The organism is Vogesella sp. EB (genome assembly GCF_001037925.1).
In the GTDB taxonomy this organism is placed as follows: Bacteria; Pseudomonadota; Gammaproteobacteria; order Burkholderiales; family Chromobacteriaceae; genus Vogesella; species Vogesella indigofera.
Genome location: NZ_LFDT01000013.1, coordinates 29063 through 49553, shown reverse-complemented (window position 1 = coordinate 49553; position 20491 = coordinate 29063). Strand labels below are relative to the sequence as shown.

The 20491-nt window shown below is 62.9% G+C and carries 15 protein-coding genes; 13 read left to right on the top strand and 2 right to left on the bottom strand.

The genetic code is table 11. The features are described from left to right. Positions 1–157 precede the first annotated feature (157 nt). A complete protein-coding gene (locus ACG97_RS09505; RefSeq protein WP_047967118.1) occupies positions 158–946 on the bottom strand; it encodes an alpha/beta fold hydrolase in 789 nt (262 codons plus the stop codon). Positions 947–1082: 136 nt separating this feature from the next. Between ACG97_RS09505 and ACG97_RS09500 the strand changes: the two genes are divergently transcribed. The 6 genes from ACG97_RS09500 (at position 1083) to speA (ending at position 10099) form a co-directional block, all read left to right on the top strand. Continuing rightward, complete coding sequence (locus tag ACG97_RS09500) at positions 1083–2888, top strand: GGDEF domain-containing protein (RefSeq protein WP_082133710.1); 1806 nt, start codon at positions 1083–1085, stop codon at positions 2886–2888. A gap of 487 nt (positions 2889–3375) precedes the next feature. Beyond that, positions 3376–4500: an ABC transporter ATP-binding protein gene (locus ACG97_RS09495; RefSeq protein WP_047967117.1), complete on the top strand. Its 1125-nt coding sequence runs from the start codon at positions 3376–3378 to the stop codon at positions 4498–4500. 11 nt (positions 4501–4511) lie between these two features. Continuing rightward, positions 4512–5429, top strand: coding sequence for an ABC transporter permease subunit (locus ACG97_RS09490; protein ID WP_047967116.1), 918 nt, complete (start codon positions 4512–4514; stop codon positions 5427–5429). Continuing rightward, positions 5422–6273: an ABC transporter permease subunit gene (locus tag ACG97_RS09485; protein WP_047967115.1), complete on the top strand. Its 852-nt coding sequence runs from the start codon at positions 5422–5424 to the stop codon at positions 6271–6273. The genes ACG97_RS09490 and ACG97_RS09485 overlap by 8 nt, the downstream gene beginning before the upstream one ends. 145 nt (positions 6274–6418) lie before the next feature. Further along, a complete protein-coding gene (locus ACG97_RS09480) occupies positions 6419–7720 on the top strand; it encodes an FAD-binding oxidoreductase (RefSeq protein ID WP_047967150.1) in 1302 nt (433 codons plus the stop codon). Between the two features lie 498 nt (positions 7721–8218). Continuing rightward, positions 8219–10099 (top strand): arginine decarboxylase, encoded by a 1881-nt coding sequence (speA, locus tag ACG97_RS09475; protein WP_047967114.1) that lies wholly within the window; start codon positions 8219–8221, stop codon positions 10097–10099. Positions 10100–10224: 125 nt separating this feature from the next. On the opposite strand, the gene ACG97_RS09470 is transcribed toward speA, so the two are convergent. Then, the gene (locus tag ACG97_RS09470; RefSeq protein ID WP_047967113.1) at positions 10225–11415 is read right to left on the bottom strand and encodes an NnrS family protein; all 1191 of its coding nucleotides are present in this window, start codon (positions 11413–11415) and stop codon (positions 10225–10227) included. Positions 11416–11749: 334 nt separating this feature from the next. Here ACG97_RS09470 and ACG97_RS09465 point away from each other — a divergent pair, with 334 nt between their 5' ends. The 7 genes from ACG97_RS09465 (at position 11750) to ACG97_RS09435 (ending at position 20488) form a co-directional block, all read left to right on the top strand. Beyond that, positions 11750–12970, top strand: coding sequence for an aspartate aminotransferase family protein (locus ACG97_RS09465; protein WP_047967112.1), 1221 nt, complete (start codon positions 11750–11752; stop codon positions 12968–12970). 114 nt (positions 12971–13084) lie between these two features. After that, entirely contained in the window at positions 13085–14125 is a 1041-nt protein-coding gene (gene aruF / locus ACG97_RS09460; protein WP_047967111.1) for an arginine/ornithine succinyltransferase subunit alpha, read from the top strand. Then, positions 14122–15156: an arginine N-succinyltransferase gene (gene astA / locus ACG97_RS09455; protein ID WP_047967110.1), complete on the top strand. Its 1035-nt coding sequence runs from the start codon at positions 14122–14124 to the stop codon at positions 15154–15156. Before aruF ends, astA begins: the two co-directional genes overlap by 4 nt. Then, positions 15157–16617, top strand: a complete 1461-nt coding sequence (gene astD, locus ACG97_RS09450) for a succinylglutamate-semialdehyde dehydrogenase (protein ID WP_047967109.1) — start codon at positions 15157–15159, stop codon at positions 16615–16617. Continuing rightward, a complete protein-coding gene (gene astB, locus ACG97_RS09445) occupies positions 16614–17963 on the top strand; it encodes an N-succinylarginine dihydrolase (RefSeq protein ID WP_082133709.1) in 1350 nt (449 codons plus the stop codon). The genes astD and astB overlap by 4 nt, the downstream gene beginning before the upstream one ends. Before the next feature lie 511 nt (positions 17964–18474). After that, a complete protein-coding gene (locus ACG97_RS09440; protein ID WP_047967107.1) occupies positions 18475–19404 on the top strand; it encodes a branched-chain amino acid ABC transporter permease in 930 nt (309 codons plus the stop codon). A gap of 19 nt (positions 19405–19423) precedes the next feature. Beyond that, a complete protein-coding gene (locus ACG97_RS09435) occupies positions 19424–20488 on the top strand; it encodes an ABC transporter ATP-binding protein (RefSeq protein ID WP_047967106.1) in 1065 nt (354 codons plus the stop codon). The last annotated feature ends 3 nt before the right edge of the window (positions 20489–20491 follow it).

Genomic DNA, 20491 nt, shown 5'->3' with positions numbered 1-20491 from the left:
ACCTTAGAACCTGTTCACGATCTGCTGCGACTGATATCAATCGGGCGATGCCGCGTTAAACACGGCTTCGGCATGCTTGTTTATGTCTGGATAAACGTCGCTTCCTCAGCCGTTTTCGCCTTGTCTCGCGTGAGCGTGCGAGATCGTGAACACGTGCTCAGGCGTCGGCGAAGCGGCTGATCTGCTGCGCGAAGGCGGCCGGCGCCTCGAGGTGGATGGCGTGGCCGGCGCCGGGCAGAACCGTCAGCGTCGAGCCGGCGATGCCCTGGTGCAGCAGTTCCGACTGGTACAGCGGGGTGAGGCGGTCTTCGCTGCCGACGATGATGTGGCTCGGTACCCTGATCTCATCCAGCCAGCTGCGCGCGTCGTGTTCACGGATGCCGGCCAGAATGCGTTCCACCCCCGGCCAGTCCACGGTGGCGGCGATGGTGCGCAGGTCCGGCAGCATCTGCGCGCTGCTGACGAAGAAGCGGCTGGAAAACAGCCACGGCAGGCTGATGTCGAAGCGCAGTCCGGGGCCGCCGGCCTGTTGTGCCGCGCTCCAGCTCTGCGCGATGTAAACGTTGGCCGCATCCGACCACGCCAGCGTCGAGGCCAGCAGTAGCCGCGACAGCCGCGCCGGATGGCGGCGGGCGAAGTGCTGCGCCACCATGCCGCCATAGGACAGGCCGGCGAGGTAGCACTGCTCGATGCCGAGGTGGTCGAGCAACGCGGCGGCGTCGTCGGCCTGCTGCGTCAGCGGGTAGCTGTCCTGCACCCGCCGCTCGCTCTGGCCCTGGCCCTGGAAATCGAGGCGGATCAGCTTGAAGCGCGGCTCCAGCAAGGGCGCCATCAGCGTCCAGGCGGCGGTGCTCATGGTCAGGCCATTGAACAGCAGTAGCGGCTGTTCGCCGTGGCCACTGACTTCGTAATACAGCTGGCGTCCGTCGTGTTGCAGCATGGGCATGGCGTCTTCCTTGTCGGATACGGTTAATGTCAGTGTGGTGCAGGAAGCGGCGGCCCGCAATAGCGGCCACCGCCGTCATCGCCGATTTGTCATATTGTTGCGCTAGCCTTTCCGCTCTTGGAAACGGACTTGTGCAATGGAAACCATGCTGGAAACCGTCACGATCAGCGTCGCGCCGGGCTTGGCGCATCAGGCGCTGCTGGAACAGATCATTCGTCAGGGCCAGGTGCAGGTGGTGTTCCAGCCCATCGTGCAGCTGGCCGACGGCGAGCTGTACGGCTACGAGGCCCTGGTGCGTGGGCCGTCCGATTCCATCCTGCATTCGCCGGTGATGCTGTTCGAGCAGGCGGCGCGCGCCGGCCTGTCCGGGGTGCTGGACCAGGTCTGCATCGCCGCAATCCTGCGCCAGTTTGCGCTGCGCCAGCTGCCCGGCATCCTGTTCATCAATGTCATTCCCGATACCCTGCTCAGTGCCGATGTCTCGGTCGAGGCGCTGCTCGGCCTGTTGCAGCTGAACGGGCTGCCGCCGCAGCGGGTGGTGCTGGAACTGACCGAAACCCGCCCCAATGCCGGCTACCCGGTGCTGCGCCAGTTGGTGGACGAGCTGCGCCGCACCGGCCTGCGGCTGGCACTGGATGACCTCGGCGAGGGTTTTTCCAATCTGCGGCTGTGGTCGGAGCTGCGTCCGGACGTGGTCAAGCTGGACAAGTATTTCGTGCAGAACATCCACGCTGACCCGCTGAAGGCGCAGTTCGTGCGTTCGCTGGTGGACATGGCGCGCGCCTCGGGCGCGCTACTGGTGGCGGAAGGGGTGGAACAGGCGGAAGAGTTGCGCGTGCTGCGCGAGCTGGGGGTGGCGATGGGGCAGGGCTACCTGATCGCACGGCCGCAGGCCGATCCGGCGCTCGTGCACCACTACCCGTTGCCGCGCGCGCCGCAGCACGCCGGAAACCGGTGCCGGCCAGTGGCGCGCGACCTGTTGCAGGAGGTGCCGTACCTGACGACCGCGCACAGCTGCGAGCAGGCCTACCAGATGTTTGCCGCCTCGCTGCAGCGTTTTGCCATTCCGGTGTTGCACGAGCGGCGTCCGGTGGGGCTGCTGACCCGGCACCATGTGCTGGAAACCTTCGCCAAGCCGTTCAACCGCGAGCTGTTTGCCAAGAAGCCGTGCATGGCGCTGGCCGATGCCAGGCCGCTGCTGGTGTCGGCGGAGATGGACATCCAGTCGCTGTCCGGGCGGGTGGTGGAAGCGGAGCAGCGCTACCTGGTCGACGGTTTCATCATCGTCGAGGAGGGTGCCTATCTCGGCATGGGCACCGGCTACGACCTGATGCGCCTGATCAGCGAGATGCAGCTGTCGGCGGCGCGCTACGCCAACCCGCTGACCGGGCTGCCGGGCAATGTGCCGATCGGCGAGGAGGTGCAGCGGCTGCTGGAGGGCGAGCGCCCGTTCGTGGTGGCCTATGTCGATCTCGACCACTTCAAGCCGTTCAACGACCACTACGGCTATGGCGCCGGCGACGACCTGATCCGCGAACTGGGGCGGATTCTGCTGTCGCAGCTGGACATGACGCTGGATTTTGTCGGTCACATCGGCGGCGATGACTTCGTGTTGTTGTTGCAGAGTTGCAACTGGCGGCGTCAGCTGCAGGCCATCATCCAGTTGTTCGATCAGCGGGTGCAGGCGTTCTTTTGTGCCGCAGCGCGCCATGCCGGTGGCTATCACATCGCCGATCGTGGCGGGCAGATGCAGTTCTTCCCGCTGACCAGCGTGTCCATCGGGGTGCTGCCGGTGTTGCCGGGGCGCTTCCGTTCGCACTACGAAGTGGCAGCGGCGGCGACGCAGGCCAAAAAAATGGCGAAAAAACAGGAGGGTAGCAGCCTGTTTGTCGAAGCGCGCGAATTCCCCGTTTTGGTGCGGCCAACGGCGCTGGCCGTTTGAGGAATTAAACAGTTTTTGCCGTTATTGCTGCCGGCGCCGACGTTCATGCTGCAGGGCAGCATGAGCGTGATAGCTAAGTACATGATTCACGTCCGTTTTTTATTTCGCCGCTTTTCTTGCCGTGCTCCCGTTTTTCCTTGTCAATTTTATTAAACGTGCGCTACTCTTTTTTCGACGGGTGGCGGCGTTTGTGCGTACAACGTGGCGGGCGACGGTCGTCTGTGGCGTTCCGTGTTGCGGCGGGTAGGGCACTTGCCGCGGCAGCTGGCGGTGTCTGCCATGCCGTGAACGGCGCCGCCGCGGGCGCAAAAAATCCCGTTTTGGCGGTGCTTGCCGGCAAATGCCAGTGGCTGCGGATATTGCCTGCAAGGTTGGCCACAAGTAGGGTGTCGGTTTATGTTGAACGGCGCTACGTCCACCGCGTCATGATGACGAAGACGTACGAAAATATCACAGGGACGAACCACGTCCTTCAGGGGAAACAATCATGGTTGATGCTGCAAAGCAGTCTGCTAGCGAAAAGCCTTATTTGTCGATTGCCAATATCGTCAAGAAATTCGGGGACACCACCGCCGTCGACGGCGTGACACTGGACATCCAGCGCAAGGAAATTTTTGCCCTGCTCGGCAGCTCCGGCTGCGGCAAATCCACCCTGCTGCGCATGCTGGCGGGCATGGAGCGGCCTTCTTCCGGCCAGATCATTCTCGATGGCCAGGACATCACCAAGCTGGCGCCGTACGACCGCCCGATCAACATGATGTTCCAGAGCTACGCGCTGTTCCCGCACATGTCGGTGGCGGACAACATCGCCTTCGGCCTGAAGCAGGACAAGATGCCCAAGGGCGAGATCGACGCCCGCGTGGCGGAGATGCTGGATCTGGTGCAGATGCGCAAGTACGCCAACCGCAAGCCGTACCAGCTGTCCGGTGGCCAGCAGCAGCGTGTCGCGCTGGCACGCAGCCTGGCCAAGCGCCCGAAGCTGCTGCTGCTGGACGAGCCGCTGGGCGCACTGGACAAGAAGCTGCGCCAGCAGACGCAGCTGGAGCTGGTCAACACCCTGGAGAGCGTCGGCGTGACCTGCATCATGGTGACCCATGACCAGGAAGAAGCGATGACCATGGCCACCCGCATCGGCATCATGAGCGAGGGCCAGCTGCTGCAGGTGGGTACCCCGGCAGAAATCTACGACTACCCCAACTGCCGCTTCACCGCCGAATTCATCGGCGACACCAACCTGTTCACCGGCCCGGTGGTGGTCGACGAGCCGGACCGTGTCGAGATCGAGGCCGCCGAGCTGGGCGGACGCATCTGGATCGACCACGGCATCACCGGCCCGAAAGGCATGCAGGTGTGGGCCAGCATCCGGCCGGAAGACGTGCGCGTCGACCGTGACCCGGTGGCCGCCGGCCCCAACGCCGCCAAGGGCTCGGTGGCGGAAATCGCCTACTTCGGCAGCTATTCCGTCTATCACGTCAAGCTCGGCAGCGGCAAGGTGCTGAAGGCAATGGTGCCGGTCAACCGCTGGCACGAGGCCAATCTGGAGCCGCCGACCTGGGGTGATCAGGTTTACGTCAGCTGGCGCGCCGACATGCCGGTTGTGCTCACCCGTTAAGGAGCTGTGACATGAATATCCAGCGCCTCTTCAAGCGCCTCAAGCCCGGTCGCGGTGCGGTGATCTCGATCCCGTACTTCTGGCTGCTGCTGTTTTTCCTGGTGCCGTTCTTCATCGTGCTGAAGATCAGCTTCGCCGAGCAGGATCTCGCCATTCCACCGTTCACCAGCCTGATGAACCTGGAGGAGGGCGGGCTGCTGCACCTCACGCTCAACCTCGGCAACTTCGACTTCATCCTCAGCGATGACTTCTACGCCAAAACCTACCTGTCCTCGCTGCAAACCGCGCTGTTCACCACGCTGATGTGCCTGCTGCTGGGCTACCCGATCGCCTACGCCATTGCGCGTACCGATCCGGCGCGCCGCAACGTGCTGCTGATGCTGGTGATGCTGCCGTTCTGGACCTCGTTCCTGCTGCGCGTCTACGCCTGGATGGGCCTGCTCAACGAAAACGGCCTCATCAACAGCTTCCTGCTGGGGATCGGCCTCATCGACGAGCCGCTGCAGCTGTTCCACAACGATTTCTCGCTGTATCTGGTGATGGTGTACGCCTACCTGCCATTCATGATCCTGCCGCTGTTCTCGCACCTGGTGAAAATGGACGGCCGCCTGCTGGAAGCGGCCAGCGATCTTGGTGCCGGCCCGATCAAGGCCTTCTTCACCATCACGCTGCCGCTGTCCAAGAACGGCATCATCGCCGGTTCGATGATGGTATTCATCCCGGCGGTCGGCGAGTTCGTGATTCCGGAGCTGGTCGGTGGCCCGGATACGCTGATGATCGGCAAGGTGCTGTGGAACGAGTTCTTCGACAACAACAACTGGCCGATGGCCGCCGCGGTGGCGACGGTGATGGTGCTGTTGCTGATCGTGCCGATCGCGTTCCTGCACCGCTTCGAAACCCGCCAGCTGGAAGGAAAAGGCAATGAATAATCAAAAACTGTCCCCCTTCCTCAAGGGCATGCTGCTGCTGGGGCTGCTGTTCCTGTACATCCCCATCGTCAGCCTGGTGGTGTACTCGTTCAACGACTCCAAGCTGGTGACGGTGTGGGGCGGCTTCTCCACCAAGTGGTACGCGTCGCTGTTCCAGAACGAGCAGATCATCTCGGCGGTGGAACTGTCGGTGCAGATCGCATTGGCCAGCGCCACCGCGGCGGTGACGCTGGGCACCATCGCCGGCTTCGTGCTGGCACGTTTCAAGCGCTTTCCGGGCAGTTCGCTGTTCGCCGGCATGATGACGGCGCCGATGGTGATGCCGGAGGTGATTACCGGCCTGTCGATGCTGCTGCTGTTCATCTCGATGCAGCAGCTGATCGGCGTGCCGGCCGAGCGCGGCTTCTTCACCATCTGGGTCGGCCATACCACGCTGTGCATGGCCTACGTGTCGGTGGTGGTACGCTCGCGGCTGCTGGAAATCGACCAGTCGCTGGAAGACGCGGCGATGGATCTGGGCGCGCGTCCGCTGAAGATCTTCTTCGTGATCACGCTGCCGCTGGTGGCGCAGGCGATTGCCTCCGGCTTCCTGCTGTCGGTGACGCTGTCGCTGGACGACCTGGTGATGACCGCCTTCCTGTCCGGCCCCGGCTCCACCACGCTGCCGCAGGTGATCTTCTCCAAGGTGCGTCTCGGCCTCAATCCGGAGATCAACGCGCTGGCGTCGATTACCGTGCTGGTGGTCGGCGTGCTGGTGATCGTGGCCAACTACCTGATGCTGAATTCGCAGCGCAAGCGCGAACGTGCGCTGGCGGCGGCGATGCGCGAAAGCAGCGCCAGCTGACCATGACGGGTGCCGCCCGGCGCCCCCGGACGGCGGAGTTGCCCGACTCCGCCGTTTTTCTTGCCTGTCACGGGTGATTTTTTGCCAAAAAGGGATGGATCTTGCCGTTTGCCCTGCCGTTTTCCTGACCACCAACGAGGACTTTATGCTCAATTACGCCCACCAGCCGCATGCCCCATCCTATTACGCCGCCACCGCCGTGCCGTGGGAGCCCGGGGCCGCGCTGCAAGGGCGAGTGGACTGCGACGTGTGCGTGATTGGCGGCGGCCTGACCGGGGTCTCCACCGCGCTCAATCTGGCCGAACGCGGCCTGCGCGTGGTGCTGCTGGAAGGCTCGCAGATCGGCTTTGGCGCCTCCGGCCGCAACGGCGGCCAGGTCATCGCCGGTTACGCCTGCGAAATGGACACCATCCGCCAGCAGCTGGGCGACGAGCTGGCCAAGGCGTTCTGGCAGATGTCGCTGGAAGCGATCGACATCATCGAGCAGCGGGTGCAGCGGCACGGCATCGCCTGCGACTGGACGCGCGGCTACTGCACCGCCGCGGTGAAGCCGGCACACCTCGACGACCTGCTGGCGTGGCAGCACGAGGCGGAAAGCTTCTACGGCTATCGCCACTACACGCTGTGGGACAAGGAAACGTTGGCCGCCAACCTCGCCTCCGATCGCTACCAGGGCGGCCTGTTCGATCCGCTGGCCGGGCATATCCATCCGCTGAACTACCTGCTGGGACTGGCCGCCGCCGCGCGCGCCGCCGGGGTGACGCTGCATGAAAACTCGCCGGTCACCAGCATCGATACAGGTATCGGCACTGGCGGCCGGCCGCTGGTGCGTACCGCGCAGGGCGAGGTGCACTGCCGGCAGCTGGTGCTGGCCTGCAATGCCTTCGTCGGCCAGCTGGTGCCGGCGCTTAATCGCCGCATCATGCCGGTCGGCACCTATGTCATCGCCACCCAGCCGCTAGGCGAGGAGCGCGCGCGCGGCCTGATCGCCAACAATATGGCGGTGTGCGACACCAATTTCGTGCTCGACTACTACCGCCTGTCCGCCGACCAGCGCCTGCTGTTCGGCGGCAAGGTCAGCTACTCCGGGCGCGAGCCGCGCGATCTGGCCGGCAGCATGCGCGCCGACATGCTGCGGGTGTTCCCGCAACTGGCTGACGTGCAGATCGACTACGCCTGGGGCGGCTTCTGCGACATCACCATGAACCGGGCGCCGGACTTCGGCCGCATTGCGGCCAACGTTTACTACGCGCAGGGCTTCTCCGGCCACGGCGTGGCCATTACCGGGCTGGCCGGCAAGGTGCTGGCCGAGGCGATCAGCGGCGACGACAGCCGCCTGAAACTGTTCGAGCGGCTGCGCCATCGTCGCTTCCCTGGCGGCGAGCTGCTGCGTACCCCGGCGCTGGTGCTGGGCATGGCCTGGTACCGGCTGCAGGATCATTTCTGAGCCGGTCGCCGGCGCGCTGACCAGGGCGGGTTTCGCGCTGGCCAGCCGTCATTGCGCCGGTATTCGCGGGGCGCCCCGACTATATTGAGGCAACGGTGCCTCGTCCTCGCGTGGCGCGCCCCGCAACGGTGCGCCGGCCTTGCCATTTTTCATCATGTTGCGGTGCGACATCAGGCTGTAGCCGTGGTGTTGAATATCATGGACGCGCCGCGTGCTGAATGTCGTCGCTGCATGGTGGCGGAACGGTTAAAAAACATTCACATGACGCCGCTACACTGGGCTGTCGGCAACAGGGGTGGCCGGTGTCGTGTTGATTAAAATGGACGGCCCAAAATTGTGCTTGTCACAGCGCGTGATGTTGCTAAAATCCGCGCTCATTTTGCGGCGATCAGCCGTTTATTGCGCGCTCCGACATCCCAGGCCCACATGAAGCTTTCTTAGCCCGAAAGCCGCGCACTAAGGAGCAGTTTTTCCAAATTTTTAGCAGGAAATCCTTTCATGGCTTGGACTGTGGCAGATAGCCGGAGCCTTTACGGCATTCGGCATTGGGGGGCTGGCTATTTCAACGTCGGCGAGAGCGGTTGCGTCAAGGTACGTCCTAACGCCAACCATCAGCGCGAAATCAATCTGTACGAACTGGCACACACGCTGTCGGACAAGGGTCTCGACATGCCGCTGCTGGTACGTTTTCCGGACATCCTGCAAGACCGCGTCACCCGCCTGTGCCGCGCGTTCGACAACGCCATCGCCGGCATCGGCTACGACAACCAGTACACCGCGATCTACCCGATCAAGGTCAACCAGCAGGAGGCGGTGGTCAAAAGCATCATCGCCACCCCGGACGTGTCCATCGGCCTGGAAGCCGGCTCCAAGCCGGAGCTGATGGCGGTACTGGCGCTGGCGCCCAAGGGTTGCACCATCATCTGCAACGGCTACAAGGATCGCGACTACATCCGTCTGGCGCTGATCGGCCAGCGGCTGGGGCACCAGGTATTCCTGGTGATCGAGAAGGAATCCGAAGTCGACCTGCTGATCGAGGAAAGCCACAAGCTGGGCGTGAAGGCCAATATCGGCCTGCGCGTGCGACTGTCGTCGCTGGCATCCAGCAAGTGGGCGGACACCGGTGGCGACAAGGGCAAGTTCGGTCTCTCCGCCGGCCAGCTGATCTCGGCGGTGGACAAGCTGGTGGCCGCCGGCCACGGTGACACCGTGCGCCTGATGCACTTCCACATGGGCTCGCAGATTGCCAACATCGCCGACTACCGTGCCGGCTTCCGCGAGGCGATCCGCTATTTCTCCGAGCTGCGCGCACTGGGCCTGCCGGTCGATCACGTCGATGTCGGTGGCGGTCTGGGCGTCGATTACGACGGCACCCACTCGCGCAACGCCAGCTCCATCAACTACGACATGGACGAATACGCGCAGGTCATCGTGTCGATGCTGCACGAATTCTGCGCCGAGAACGACATCCCGCATCCGCGCATCCTGTCCGAATCCGGCCGCGCGATGACCGCGCACCACGCGGTGCTGATGATGAACGTCACCGACGTCGAGCGCCTGCCGGACACCATGCCGCAGATCGACGACGCCAGCCTGCTGGCCAAGCCGGTGGCCAAGCTGTTCGAGCTGATGAGCCTCACCGATGCCGAAATGGTGACCGAGACCTACTACCGCGCCAGCCATCTGGCGTCGGAAGTGTCGGACATGTACGCCGAAGGCCGCCTGACGCTGAAGGAAAAAGCCGTCGCCGAGCAGCTGCACGCCGCGCTGTGCCGCCGCCTGCTGTCGCAGCTGACCGCCAGCCAGCGCTCGCAGCGCCAGGTGTTCGACGACCTGACCGACCGTCTGGCCGACAAGTACTTCTGCAACTTCTCGGTGTTCCAGAGCCTGCCGGATACCTGGGCCATCGACCAGGTGCTGCCCATCATGCCGATTCACCGCCTCAACGAGCAGCCAACGCGCCGCGCCGTGCTGCAGGACCTGACCTGCGATTCCGACGGCAAGGTCAAGCAGTACGTGGACGAGCAGAGTATCGAGTCCAGCATGCCGGTGCACGAGGTGAAGCCGGGCGAGGAGTACCTGATCGCGGTGTTCCTGGTCGGCGCCTACCAGGAAATCCTGGGCGACATGCACAACCTGTTCGGCGATACCGACTCGGTCAACGTCTACGTGCGCGAAGGCGGCCGCCTGTCGTACGAGGGCGTGGAAGAGCACGACACCATCGAGGACATGCTGCGCTACGTGCACCTGTCACCGGAGGAAATCCTCAACTGCTACGAAGCCAAGGCGCGTACCGCCGGGCTGAGTGCGGAAGAGCGCTCCAGCTACTTCGCCGAGTTCTGCCGCGGCCTGAAGCAGTCGTCGTATCTGAACGTGTGAGCGCGGGCATGAGCCGCGTCGCCTGACGCGGCACGGCCGCACACAAAAGGTTGGCAGCAAGCCTTGTGCTTGCGGCCAACCTTTTTTCATTCAGGCGTGCTGCGGTTCAGCCCTGCTTGGCTGCTTCAGCCCGGCTTGCCGTCGGCACGCTTTTTCGCCAGCAACGGCAGGCCGAACCATGCCCAGCCGAGCAGGCCCAGCAGCAGGCTCAGCGCCGCCAGCACATAGCCGCGCAGCGCGAACGCCGGCAGCAGATCGGCGCTGACGCGCAGCAGCGCCACGCCGTGCAGCAGCAGGTACAGCCACCACAGGCCGCGGCTGGCCTGCAGCGGATGGCCGGCATGGCCCAGCATCACCCGCGAGGCGAAGCCGACCAGCATGGTGATGAAGAAGCCGACCGTTACCGCGTGCAGCCCAGCCAGCGACGACACCAGGCCGAAATCCGCCAGCGTCAGCAGCAGGAAGGCCAGCGGCAGCCAGGCGAAGGCGAGGTGCAGCATGGCCAGCAGGGGCACGCTGCGGCTACACCACGACTGCCAGCGATAGAGGCAGGTGGCGCTGAGGCCGCACAGCAGCAGGCTGGCCGGCCACAGCGGCAACTGGGCAATGGCGAGCGCGCCGTACAGCCAGCTGCCGCCCAGCAACGCCAGCAGCAGCCAGCGCGGCCGCCACACCTGGTAGGGCGCAATCACGCTCTGGGTGAAGAACGGCAGCATGCGGTGGCTGACGGCGAGGAAAACCGGCAGCAAGAAGCCCCACAGCGCCAGATTGCGCATCCACCACCACGCTGTCGCCACGTCGGCCAGCAGCCAGTACAGCATCGCCAGCAGTCCGCCGCAGCCGGCCAGCAGCGCAGCCAGCACCGCCTGCGCGTGCAGGCGGTCGGTCACCGTGCTTTGACTCAGCAGTTGCTGCATGGTCTGCGCCAGCAGCGCCAGCGCCGCCAGCCACAGCAGTGCGGCGGCCGCCAGCCAGTAGTGCGAGCCCGGCAGTGCCGCCAGTGCGCAGAGCAGGGCGGTAAATAACAGCAGCGGGATCAGTACGCAGCGCCAGCGTGCCGGCGAGGTGGCGTTCAGCCAGCGCGGCGCGGCGGTCAGGATGAAGCCGGTCATGAAAAACGGAAACAGGCCGTACAGCATCAGCGCCGCGTGCGCCTGCAGCGGGCTGAGCTCGCGGTGCAGGCTGGCGCCTTGCTGGCGCAGCAGCAATTCGCTGCTCCATACCGCCAGCAGCAGCAGGGCGGCAAGCAGGCCGGGCAAGAATGCCGCGCGATGGGGTGTGGCGGCCAACCTTTGTAGTAGGGGGTGGGTGGTCATGTTGGCAATCCTGGCTTGGTGCAAAGCACAAGTGTCGGTAATCTTGACGCCCCTGCCAATGACGCGAATCAAGCGCACAGGCCACGCCGGCAGATCGGCGCCGGCGGCGGGAAGCGGCGAAATTCCGGACAAATCCGGCGCCTATCTATAAAAATATTTCTAACCATCTGATTTTAGAGGGATTTATTGCGTTTGCACATTGTTGGACATTTCAGGGAAATGTGTAAGCGGATGTCGCAAAGAGGATATGGTCTGTTTCCATGATTGGATTAGAATCGGTAACAGACGCTGTTCACACAATAAATCCAGTACAGATTGCAATAAGGAACTATCAATGAGCACCAACGTTACCCGCGATACCTTTGATCAGGTCATGGTCCCGAACTACGCGCCGGCCGGTTTCATCCCGGTCAAGGCTGCCGGCTCCCGCGTGTGGGATCAACAAGGTCGTGAATTCATCGATTTTGCTGGCGGTATTGCGGTTAACTCGCTGGGGCATTGCCATCCGGAGCTGGTCGCCACACTGACTGAGCAGGCCAACAAGGTCTGGCACCTGTCCAACGTGTTCACCAACGAGCCGGCGCTGGAACTGGCCTCGCTGCTGACCGAAACCACCTTTGCCGAGCGCGTGTTCCTGTGCAACTCCGGCGCCGAGGCCAACGAGGCCGCGTTCAAGCTGGCGCGCAAATACGCCGCCGACCACTACAGCGCCGACAAGCACGAGATCATCTCCTGCACCAATTCCTTCCACGGCCGTACCGTGTTCACTGTCAACGTCGGTGGCCAGCCGAAGTACACCGAAGGCTTCGGCCCGAACCCGGCCGGCATCACCCACGTGCCGTTCAACGACATCGACGCGCTGAAGGCCGCCATTTCCGACAAGACCTGCGCGGTGGTGATCGAGCCGGTACAGGGTGAGGGCGGCGTACTGCCGGCAACCCAGGCCTACCTGGATGCGGCGCGCGAACTGTGCAACCAGCACAATGCGCTGCTGGTGTTCGATGAAGTGCAGACCGGCGTCGGCCGTACCGGCTCGCTGTACGCTTACCAGGAATACAACGTTACTCCGGACATCCTGTCCTCGGCCAAGGGCCTGGGCGGTGGCTTCCCGGTGGGCGCGATCCTGACCACCAGCGCGATCGCCAAGAGCTTTGGCGTCGGCACCCACGGCACCACCTACGGCGGCAACCCGCTGGCATCGGCGGTGGCCAAGAAAGTGGTCGAGATCGTCAGCCGTCCGGAAGTGCTGGCCGGCGTGCGCGCCAAGCACCAGCGTTTCGTTGACGGCCTGAACGCGATCAACGCCAAGTACAACGTGTTCAAGGAAATCCGCGGCATGGGCCTGCTGATCGGCGCCGTGGTCTCCGACGAATTTGCCGGCCGCGCCCGTGAATTCCTGAAAGCCGCCGAAGCCAAACAGCTGATGGTGCTGGTCGCCGGCCTGTCGGTGGTGCGTTTTGCACCGTCGCTGGTGATCGAAGACAAAGACATCGACGAAGGTCTGGCACGTTTCGATGCCGCCATCGCCGAACTGGTTGCTGCCAACCGCGCCTGATTTCCGTTTCCGGAACCTAATCAAATCCGCATTCTGGGGAACTCCGCTGCCGCCACGGCAGCGGAGCGGGGCTTGCTGCGCCCGGTTCCGGAACGCCACGAGGGAGAAATAACCATGTTGATCGTGCGTCCAGTACGCATTTCCGATCTGCCAGTCATTGAAACAATGGCGGTGGACAGCGGGATTGGCGTCACCAGCTTGCCGAACAATCGGGAAAAGCTCTACGAAAAAATCCAGACCTCGCTCGGTGCCTTCGAGCACGAGGCGGTAGCCGGCACCGGCCGCGAATACTATATGTTCGTGCTGGAAGACGACGGCCAGGTGGTCGGCACCGCGTCGATCAGCGCCTCCGCCGGCTTTGAAGAGCCGTTCTACAGCTACCGCAGTGAAACCATGGTGCACGCCTCGCGCGCACTGAAGGTGAACAACCGCATCCACGTGCTGAACATGTGCCATGACCTGACCGGCATGGTGCAGCTGTGCGGCTTCTACTGCATGCCGAACCTGTCGCTGCGCGCGCTGGAACTGCTGTCGCGTGCCCGACTCCTCTATATGGCCGCCGCGCGCGAACGTTTCGGTCGCCGCATCCTGGTCGAGATGCAGGGCATTCTCGACGCCAACGCGCAGTCGCCGTTCTGGGACGCTATTGGTCGCCGTTTCTTCAATATGGACTTCCCGCAGGTGGAGCAGGCCTTCGCCCAACGCAGCAAGACCTTTATTGCCGAGCTGATGCCGACCTACCCGATCTACGTGCCGCTGCTGCCGGATCAGGCGCAAAACGCCATCGGCCAGATTCACCCCGATTTCGAGCGTCCGTTCAACATCCTCAGTCGCGAAGGCTTCGAGGCCGACAACTACATCGACATCTTTGACGGTGGCGCGGTGCTGACCGCCGAGGTCGACCAGTTGTTCAGCATGCGCCAGCAGCTGCGGGCGCAGGTTGAAGTGGCGCCGGTGCTGCCGGAAGGCGCCGAAGAGATGGTGATTTCCAACCATCGCAGCGACCAGTTCGCCCTGGCGCAGGCGCATGCCAGCCTGGTGGACGACGTGCTGTTCATCACACCGGATACCGCGCGCGCGCTGTCGCTCGCCAGTGGCCAGATCGCCTGTGTCGCGCCGCTATTGCAAGCAGAACAAGGGAGGGTTGCAGCATGATGGTGATTCGCCCGGTCAAGGCGTCCGACCTGGACGGCCTGATGGAGCTGGCGCGCAGCGCCGGCGTGGGTTTGACCTCGTTGCCGGTGAACGAAGAGCGCCTCAGCGCCCGTATTGCCCGCTCCGAGAAAAGCTTCAGCGGCGAGGCCGATCTGGCCGAGCGCGGCTACGTGTTCGTGCTGGAAGACACCGCCAGCGGCCGTGTCGGCGGCATCTGCGCGCTGGAAGCGGCGGTCGGCCTGAAAGAGCCTTGGTACAACTACCGTGTCGGCACCATCGTCCACGCCTCGGAAGAGCTGGACGTCTACACCCGTCACGAAACGCTGTTCCTGTCCAACGACCACACCGGCTACTCCGAGCTGTGCACGCTGTTCCTGCACCCGGATTTCCGCGTCAACAAGAACGGTGGCCTGCTGTCCAAGAGCCGCTTCCTGTTCCTGGCGCAGTTCCCGGAAATGTTCGGCAAGGTGGTGGTGGCGGAGATGCGCGGCGTGTCCGACGCCGCCGGCAACTCGCCATTCTGGGAGGCGCTCGGCCGCCACTTCTTCTCGATGGAGTTCGCGCAGGCCGACTACCTGACCGGCGTCGGCCAGAAGGCTTTCGTCGCCGAGCTGATGCCGAAATTCCCGGTCTACATCGACTTCCTGCCGCAGGACGCGCAGGCGGTGATCGGCCAGACCCACGACAACACCCGCCCGGCGGTGGCAATGCTGCACAGCGAAGGCTTCCGCTATGAAGGCTACGTCGACATTTTCGACGCTGGCCCGACGGTACAGGCCTACACCCGCGACATCCGCGCGGTGCGCGACAGCCGCCTGCTTGCGGCCAACGTTGGCGACAGTGCAGACGGCACGGCAACCGGCTTCTATCTGGTGTCCAACACCGGCTTTGACGGCTTCCGCGTGCTGCTGGCCGAGCTGGCGCCGGGCGCGGACAGCGTCAAGCTGAGCGCGGAACAGGCGGCAACACTGAATATCAAGCAGGGCGATGTGGTGCGCGTGGTGGCACTGTCGCCGAAGGAGACTGCATAAATGGCAACGCAATTCATCAATGGCAGCTGGTTGTCCGGTAGCGGCGAGCAGCTGAACAAGAACAACCCGGCCACCGGCATCCTGATCTGGCAAGGCCAGGCCGCCGATGCGCAGCAAGTCGACGCCGCCGTGCGCGCCGCGCGTGCCGCATTCAAGGGCTGGGCGCGCACCGCGCTGGACGAGCGTCTGGCCGTCATCCGCCGCTTTGGCGAACTGCTGAACAGCAACAAGGCCGCGCTGGCGGAGATCATCGCCAAGGAAACCGGCAAGCCGATGTGGGAAGCGCAGACCGAAGTCACCACCATGGTGAACAAGGTCGAGATCTCGATCAAAGCCTATAACGAGCGCACCGGCGAGCGTAGCGCGGCGATGGGCGACGCGCAGGCGGTATTGCGCCACAAGCCGCACGGCGTGGTGGCGGTATTCGGGCCGTACAACTTCCCCGGTCACTTGCCGAACGGCCACATCGTGCCGGCGCTGATCGCGGGCAACACCGTGATCTTCAAGCCGTCCGAGCTGACACCGTGGACGGCGCAGGAAACCGTACGCCTGTGGCACGAGGCCGGCTTGCCGGCCGGGGTGATCAACCTGACCCAGGGCGCCAAGGAAACCGGCATCGCGCTGGCCAATCACGACGGTATCGATGGCCTGTTCTTTACCGGCAGCTCCGGCACCGGCAACCTGCTGCACAAGGCCTTCGGCGGCCAGCCGGAGAAAATCCTGGCGCTGGAAATGGGCGGCAACAATCCGCTGATCGTCGGCACGGTCGCCGATGTTGATGCCGCCGTGCATCACGTGATCCAGTCTGCCTTCGTCTCCGCCGGCCAGCGCTGCACCTGCGCCCGCCGCCTGCTGGTGGCCGAGGGCGCCGAAGGCGATGCCTTCATCGCGCGGCTGGTACAGGTTGCGGCCAACCTTAAGGTGGGTCTGTACAACGACGAGCCGCAGCCGTTCATGGGCTCGGTGATTTCCAATGCCGCTGCCGACGCGCTGCTGGCAGCGCAGGCCAGCCTGGCCGCCACTGGCGGCAAGGTGCTGCTGGAGATGAAGCGACTGTCCGAAGTCGGCGCCATCCTGTCGCCGGGCATCATCGACACCACCCACGCGCAGCGTCCGGACGACGAGTTCTTCGGCCCGCTGCTGCAGATCATCCGTTACCGCGATTTTGACCAAGCGATCGAACTGGCCAACGACACCCGCTTCGGCCTGGCCGGCGGTGTACTGTCCGACGATCGCGGCCAGTACGAGCAGTACCTGCTGGAAAGCCGTGCCGGGGTGGTGAACTGGAACAAGCCGCTGACCGGCGCCTCCAGCGCTGCACCATTTGGTGGCATTGGCGCCTCCGGCAATCACCGTCCTAGTGCCTATTACGCCGCCGACTACTGCGCGTGGCCGGTTGCGTCGCTGGAATGCGACAGCCTGACCGTTCCGTCTCAACTTTCTCCGGGGATCGTACTGTGAGCAACGCTTTTGAAGTGAACTTCGACGGCCTGGTGGGGCCGACGCACAACTACAGCGGCCTGTCCTACGGCAACGTCGCCTCCACCGGCAACCAGAATGCCGCCTCCAACCCGAAGCTGGCCGCCAAGCAGGGCCTGGCCAAGATGAAGGCGCTGCACGACCTCGGCTTCAAGCAGGGCGTGCTGGCCCCGCACGAGCGTCCGGATGTGGCCTCGCTGCGGCTGCTGGGATTTGGCGGCAGCGACGCGCAGGTGATTGCCCGCGCCGCGAAAGAGGCGCCGGCGATCCTGGCGGCCGCCACCTCGGCGTCGTGCATGTGGACCGCCAACGCGGCCACCGTTAGCCCGTCCGGTGACACCGCCGACGGTCGCGTGCACTTCACGCCGGCCAACCTGAACAACAAGTTCCACCGCTCCATCGAGCATCCGACCACCCGTCGCATCCTGCAGGCGATGTTCGCCGACGAGGCCCGTTTCGCGGTGCACCCGGCGCTGCCGGCGCAGATGCACTTCGGTGACGAGGGCGCGGCCAACCATACCCGCTTCTGCCATGAATACGATGGCGCTGGCGTCGAGTTCTTCGTGTTTGGTGCCGCCGCCTTTGACAGGCGTTACCCGAAGCCGGCGCGTTTCCCGGCGCGGCAGACGCTGGAAGCCTGCCAGGCGGTGGCCCGCCTGCACGGTCTGAAGGAAGCGGGCGTGGTCTACGCGCAGCAGGATCCGGATACCATCGACGCCGGCGTGTTCCATAACGACGTGATCTCGGTCGGGAACCGCAATGTGCTGTTCCACCACGAGAAGTCCTTCCTGCACCAGGCCGAGGTGCTGGCCGAACTGGATCGCAAGTTGGCCGCGGCCGGCGGCAACTTCATCGCCATCGAGGTGCCACTGGCAGAAGTCAGCGTCGAAGAGGCGGTAAAAAGCTACCTGTTCAATAGCCAGCTGCTGTCGAAGCCGGACGGCAAGATGATCATCGTGGTGCCGGAAGAGTGCCGCAACATCGAGCGGGTGTGGACTTACCTGCAGAAGATGAGCAGTTCCGGCGGCCCGATCGACGAGGTGCGCGTGTTCGACCTGAAGCAGAGCATGCAGAATGGCGGCGGCCCGGCCTGCCTGCGCCTGCGTGTGGCGCTGTCGGCGGCGGAGATTGCGGCGGTCAATCCGAACGTAATGATGAGTGATGCATTATTTGGCACGCTTAATGCTTGGGTAGACCGGCATTATCGCGACCGCCTGTCACCGGACGATCTGGCCGATCCGCAACTGCTTGTCGAGTGCCGTACCGCACTGGACGAACTGAGCGGCATCCTGGCCCTGGGCTCGGTGTATCCTTTCCAAATGGTGTAATTAAACCCATCTGGAAAATGCATTTGCATATAGGCCATCTGCGATCATGTCGCAGGTGGCTTTTTTGTTGTGTGAGTGCAAAAGCAAATAAAATCGATTGTATCCATAATCGGTTTTTTGCTTTTGCGCGGATTTGGTGCATCGGCGGCGTATTTGTGATTCGAATTGAAACAAATTTGGTTCGTTTGCGAAAAGAAAGGAAAATTTTTAAAAATAATACGCGCGAAAAAGAACATCAAAAAAAGCCTTTGGTTGCAACGCAACATTGAATTGCGGCCAGTATTTTTTGCTTGTTTTTTTTAATTAAATCAATGACTTGCATTGTGTTAAAAAAATCGCAAAAAAACCTTAATTTCTCAAGTTTTTGCGATTGACAGTCGATTGGATACGCTATCATAATCCGCTCGGCTTGTCGGACAGAAACCCAACTGCCGACCTTTGCACAGAAGACGGTAAAAGAGGGTAAACCCCGCATAAATCGTCGGGACAATCATCCTTAGGAGATCCCACCGTGGACATTTTTCTGCAACAGATCCTGAACGGCCTCGTGCTGGGCAGCATTTATGCCCTGATCGCACTTGGTTACACCATGGTGTACGGGATCATGGGCCTCATCAACTTCGCGCATGGCGAAGTCGTGATGTTTGGCGCCATGGTTACCATCACCGTTGTTACTTCCCTGATGAATGCCGGTGTCGGTCTGCCGGGTCCGATGCTGGTACTGATCGGCCTGCTGGTCGCCATTCCCGCCTGCATGCTGCTGGGCTACTCCATCGAGCGCGTAGCTTACCGCCCGCTGCGTGGCGCACCCAAGCTGGCACCGCTGATCACCGCGATCGGCCTGTCCATCGTGCTGCAGCAGGTTGCCATCCTGATCTGGGGTCGTAACTACATCCCGTTCCCGGCCATCCTGGATCACGAAACCATCGAGATCTTCGGTGCCACCATCACCAAGCTGCAACTGGGTATCGTTGCCCTGTGCCTGCTGCTGATGATCGGCCTGCTGGTCGTGGTCGAGAAGACCAAACTGGGTCGCGCGATGCGCGCCACCAGCCAGAACCCGGCAGTTGCCAGCCTGATGGGTGTCAACGTCAATACCATCATCTCCGCGACCTTCGTGATGGGTTCGGCGCTGGGTGCCATCGCTGGTGTGATGGTTGCCACCAACTATGACCAGGCTCACTACTATATGGGCTTCATGATCGGCCTGAAGGCGTTTACCGCCGCGGTGCTGGGTGGTATCGGCAACCTGGGTGGCGCCGTCGCCGGTGGCATCCTGCTGGGCATTATCGAAAGTTTGGGTGCCGGCTATATTGGTGACCTGACCGGTGGTTTCCTGGGTTCGCACTATCAGGACATCTTTGCCTTCGCTGTGCTGATCGTCGTTCTGATCTTCCGTCCTTCTGGCCTGCTGGGCGAGAAAATGGCCGATCGCGCCTAATAGGGAGAGACAAGTGAGCATGACTATGGATACCAACAAAAAACTGGCGGTCTTTATTGCCTCCGCCATCGTGCTGGCCGTGCTGCCGTTCGTGGTCGGCAATACCCTGGGTAACTCCTGGGTGCGCACCATCGACTTCGCGCTGCTGTATGTAATGCTGGCGCTGGGTCTGAACATCGTGGTCGGCTTTGCCGGTCTGCTGGACCTGGGTTTCATCGCCTTCTACGCCGTCGGTGCCTACACCTTCGCGCTGCTGGGCTCGCCGCACTTCGATATTCACCTGCCGTTCTACATCTCGATCCCGCTGGGCGCCGGTCTGGCCGCGATGTTCGGCTTGCTGCTGGGTACTCCGGTACTGAAGCTGAAGGGCGACTATCTGGCGATCGTGACGCTGGGCTTCGGTGAAATCGTACGGATCTTCATGAACAACCTGAACGCCCCGGTGAACATCACCAACGGGCCGCAGGGTATCAACCTGATCGATCCGATCCAGATCGGCGGCGTGTCGCTGGGCAAGGCCATCGAGGTATTCGGTTTCAGCCTGAACCCGGTGCACATGTACTACTACGTGTTCCTGTTCCTGACCGTGGTGGTGGTGATCATGGTTTACCGCCTGCAACACTCCCGTATCGGTCGTGCATGGGTGGCGATGCGTGAAGACTCGATCGCCGCGGCGGCAATGGGCCTCAACATCCGCAACATCAAGCTGCTGGCCTTTGCGCTGGGCGCGCTGTCCGGTGGTGTGGCCGGTGGCCTGTTCGCGACCTTCCAGGGCTTTATCTCGCCGGAATCGTTCGGCCTGCTGGAATCGATCATGATCCTGGCAATGGTGGTACTGGGCGGTATGGGTCACATCCCTGGCGTGATCCTGGGTGCCGTGGTGCTGACCATTGCGCCGGAAGTCCTGCGTGACGTGATCGGTCCGCTGCAGATGCATACCTTCGGCAAAATGATTGTCGACCCGGAAAACGCCCGTATGCTGCTGTTCGGTGCAGCGATGGTGATCATGATGCTGGTACGTCCTGAAGGTATGTGGCCGTCCAAGCGTCGTGCGGCCGAATTCAAAGATGCGAAGAAAGGTTAAGCC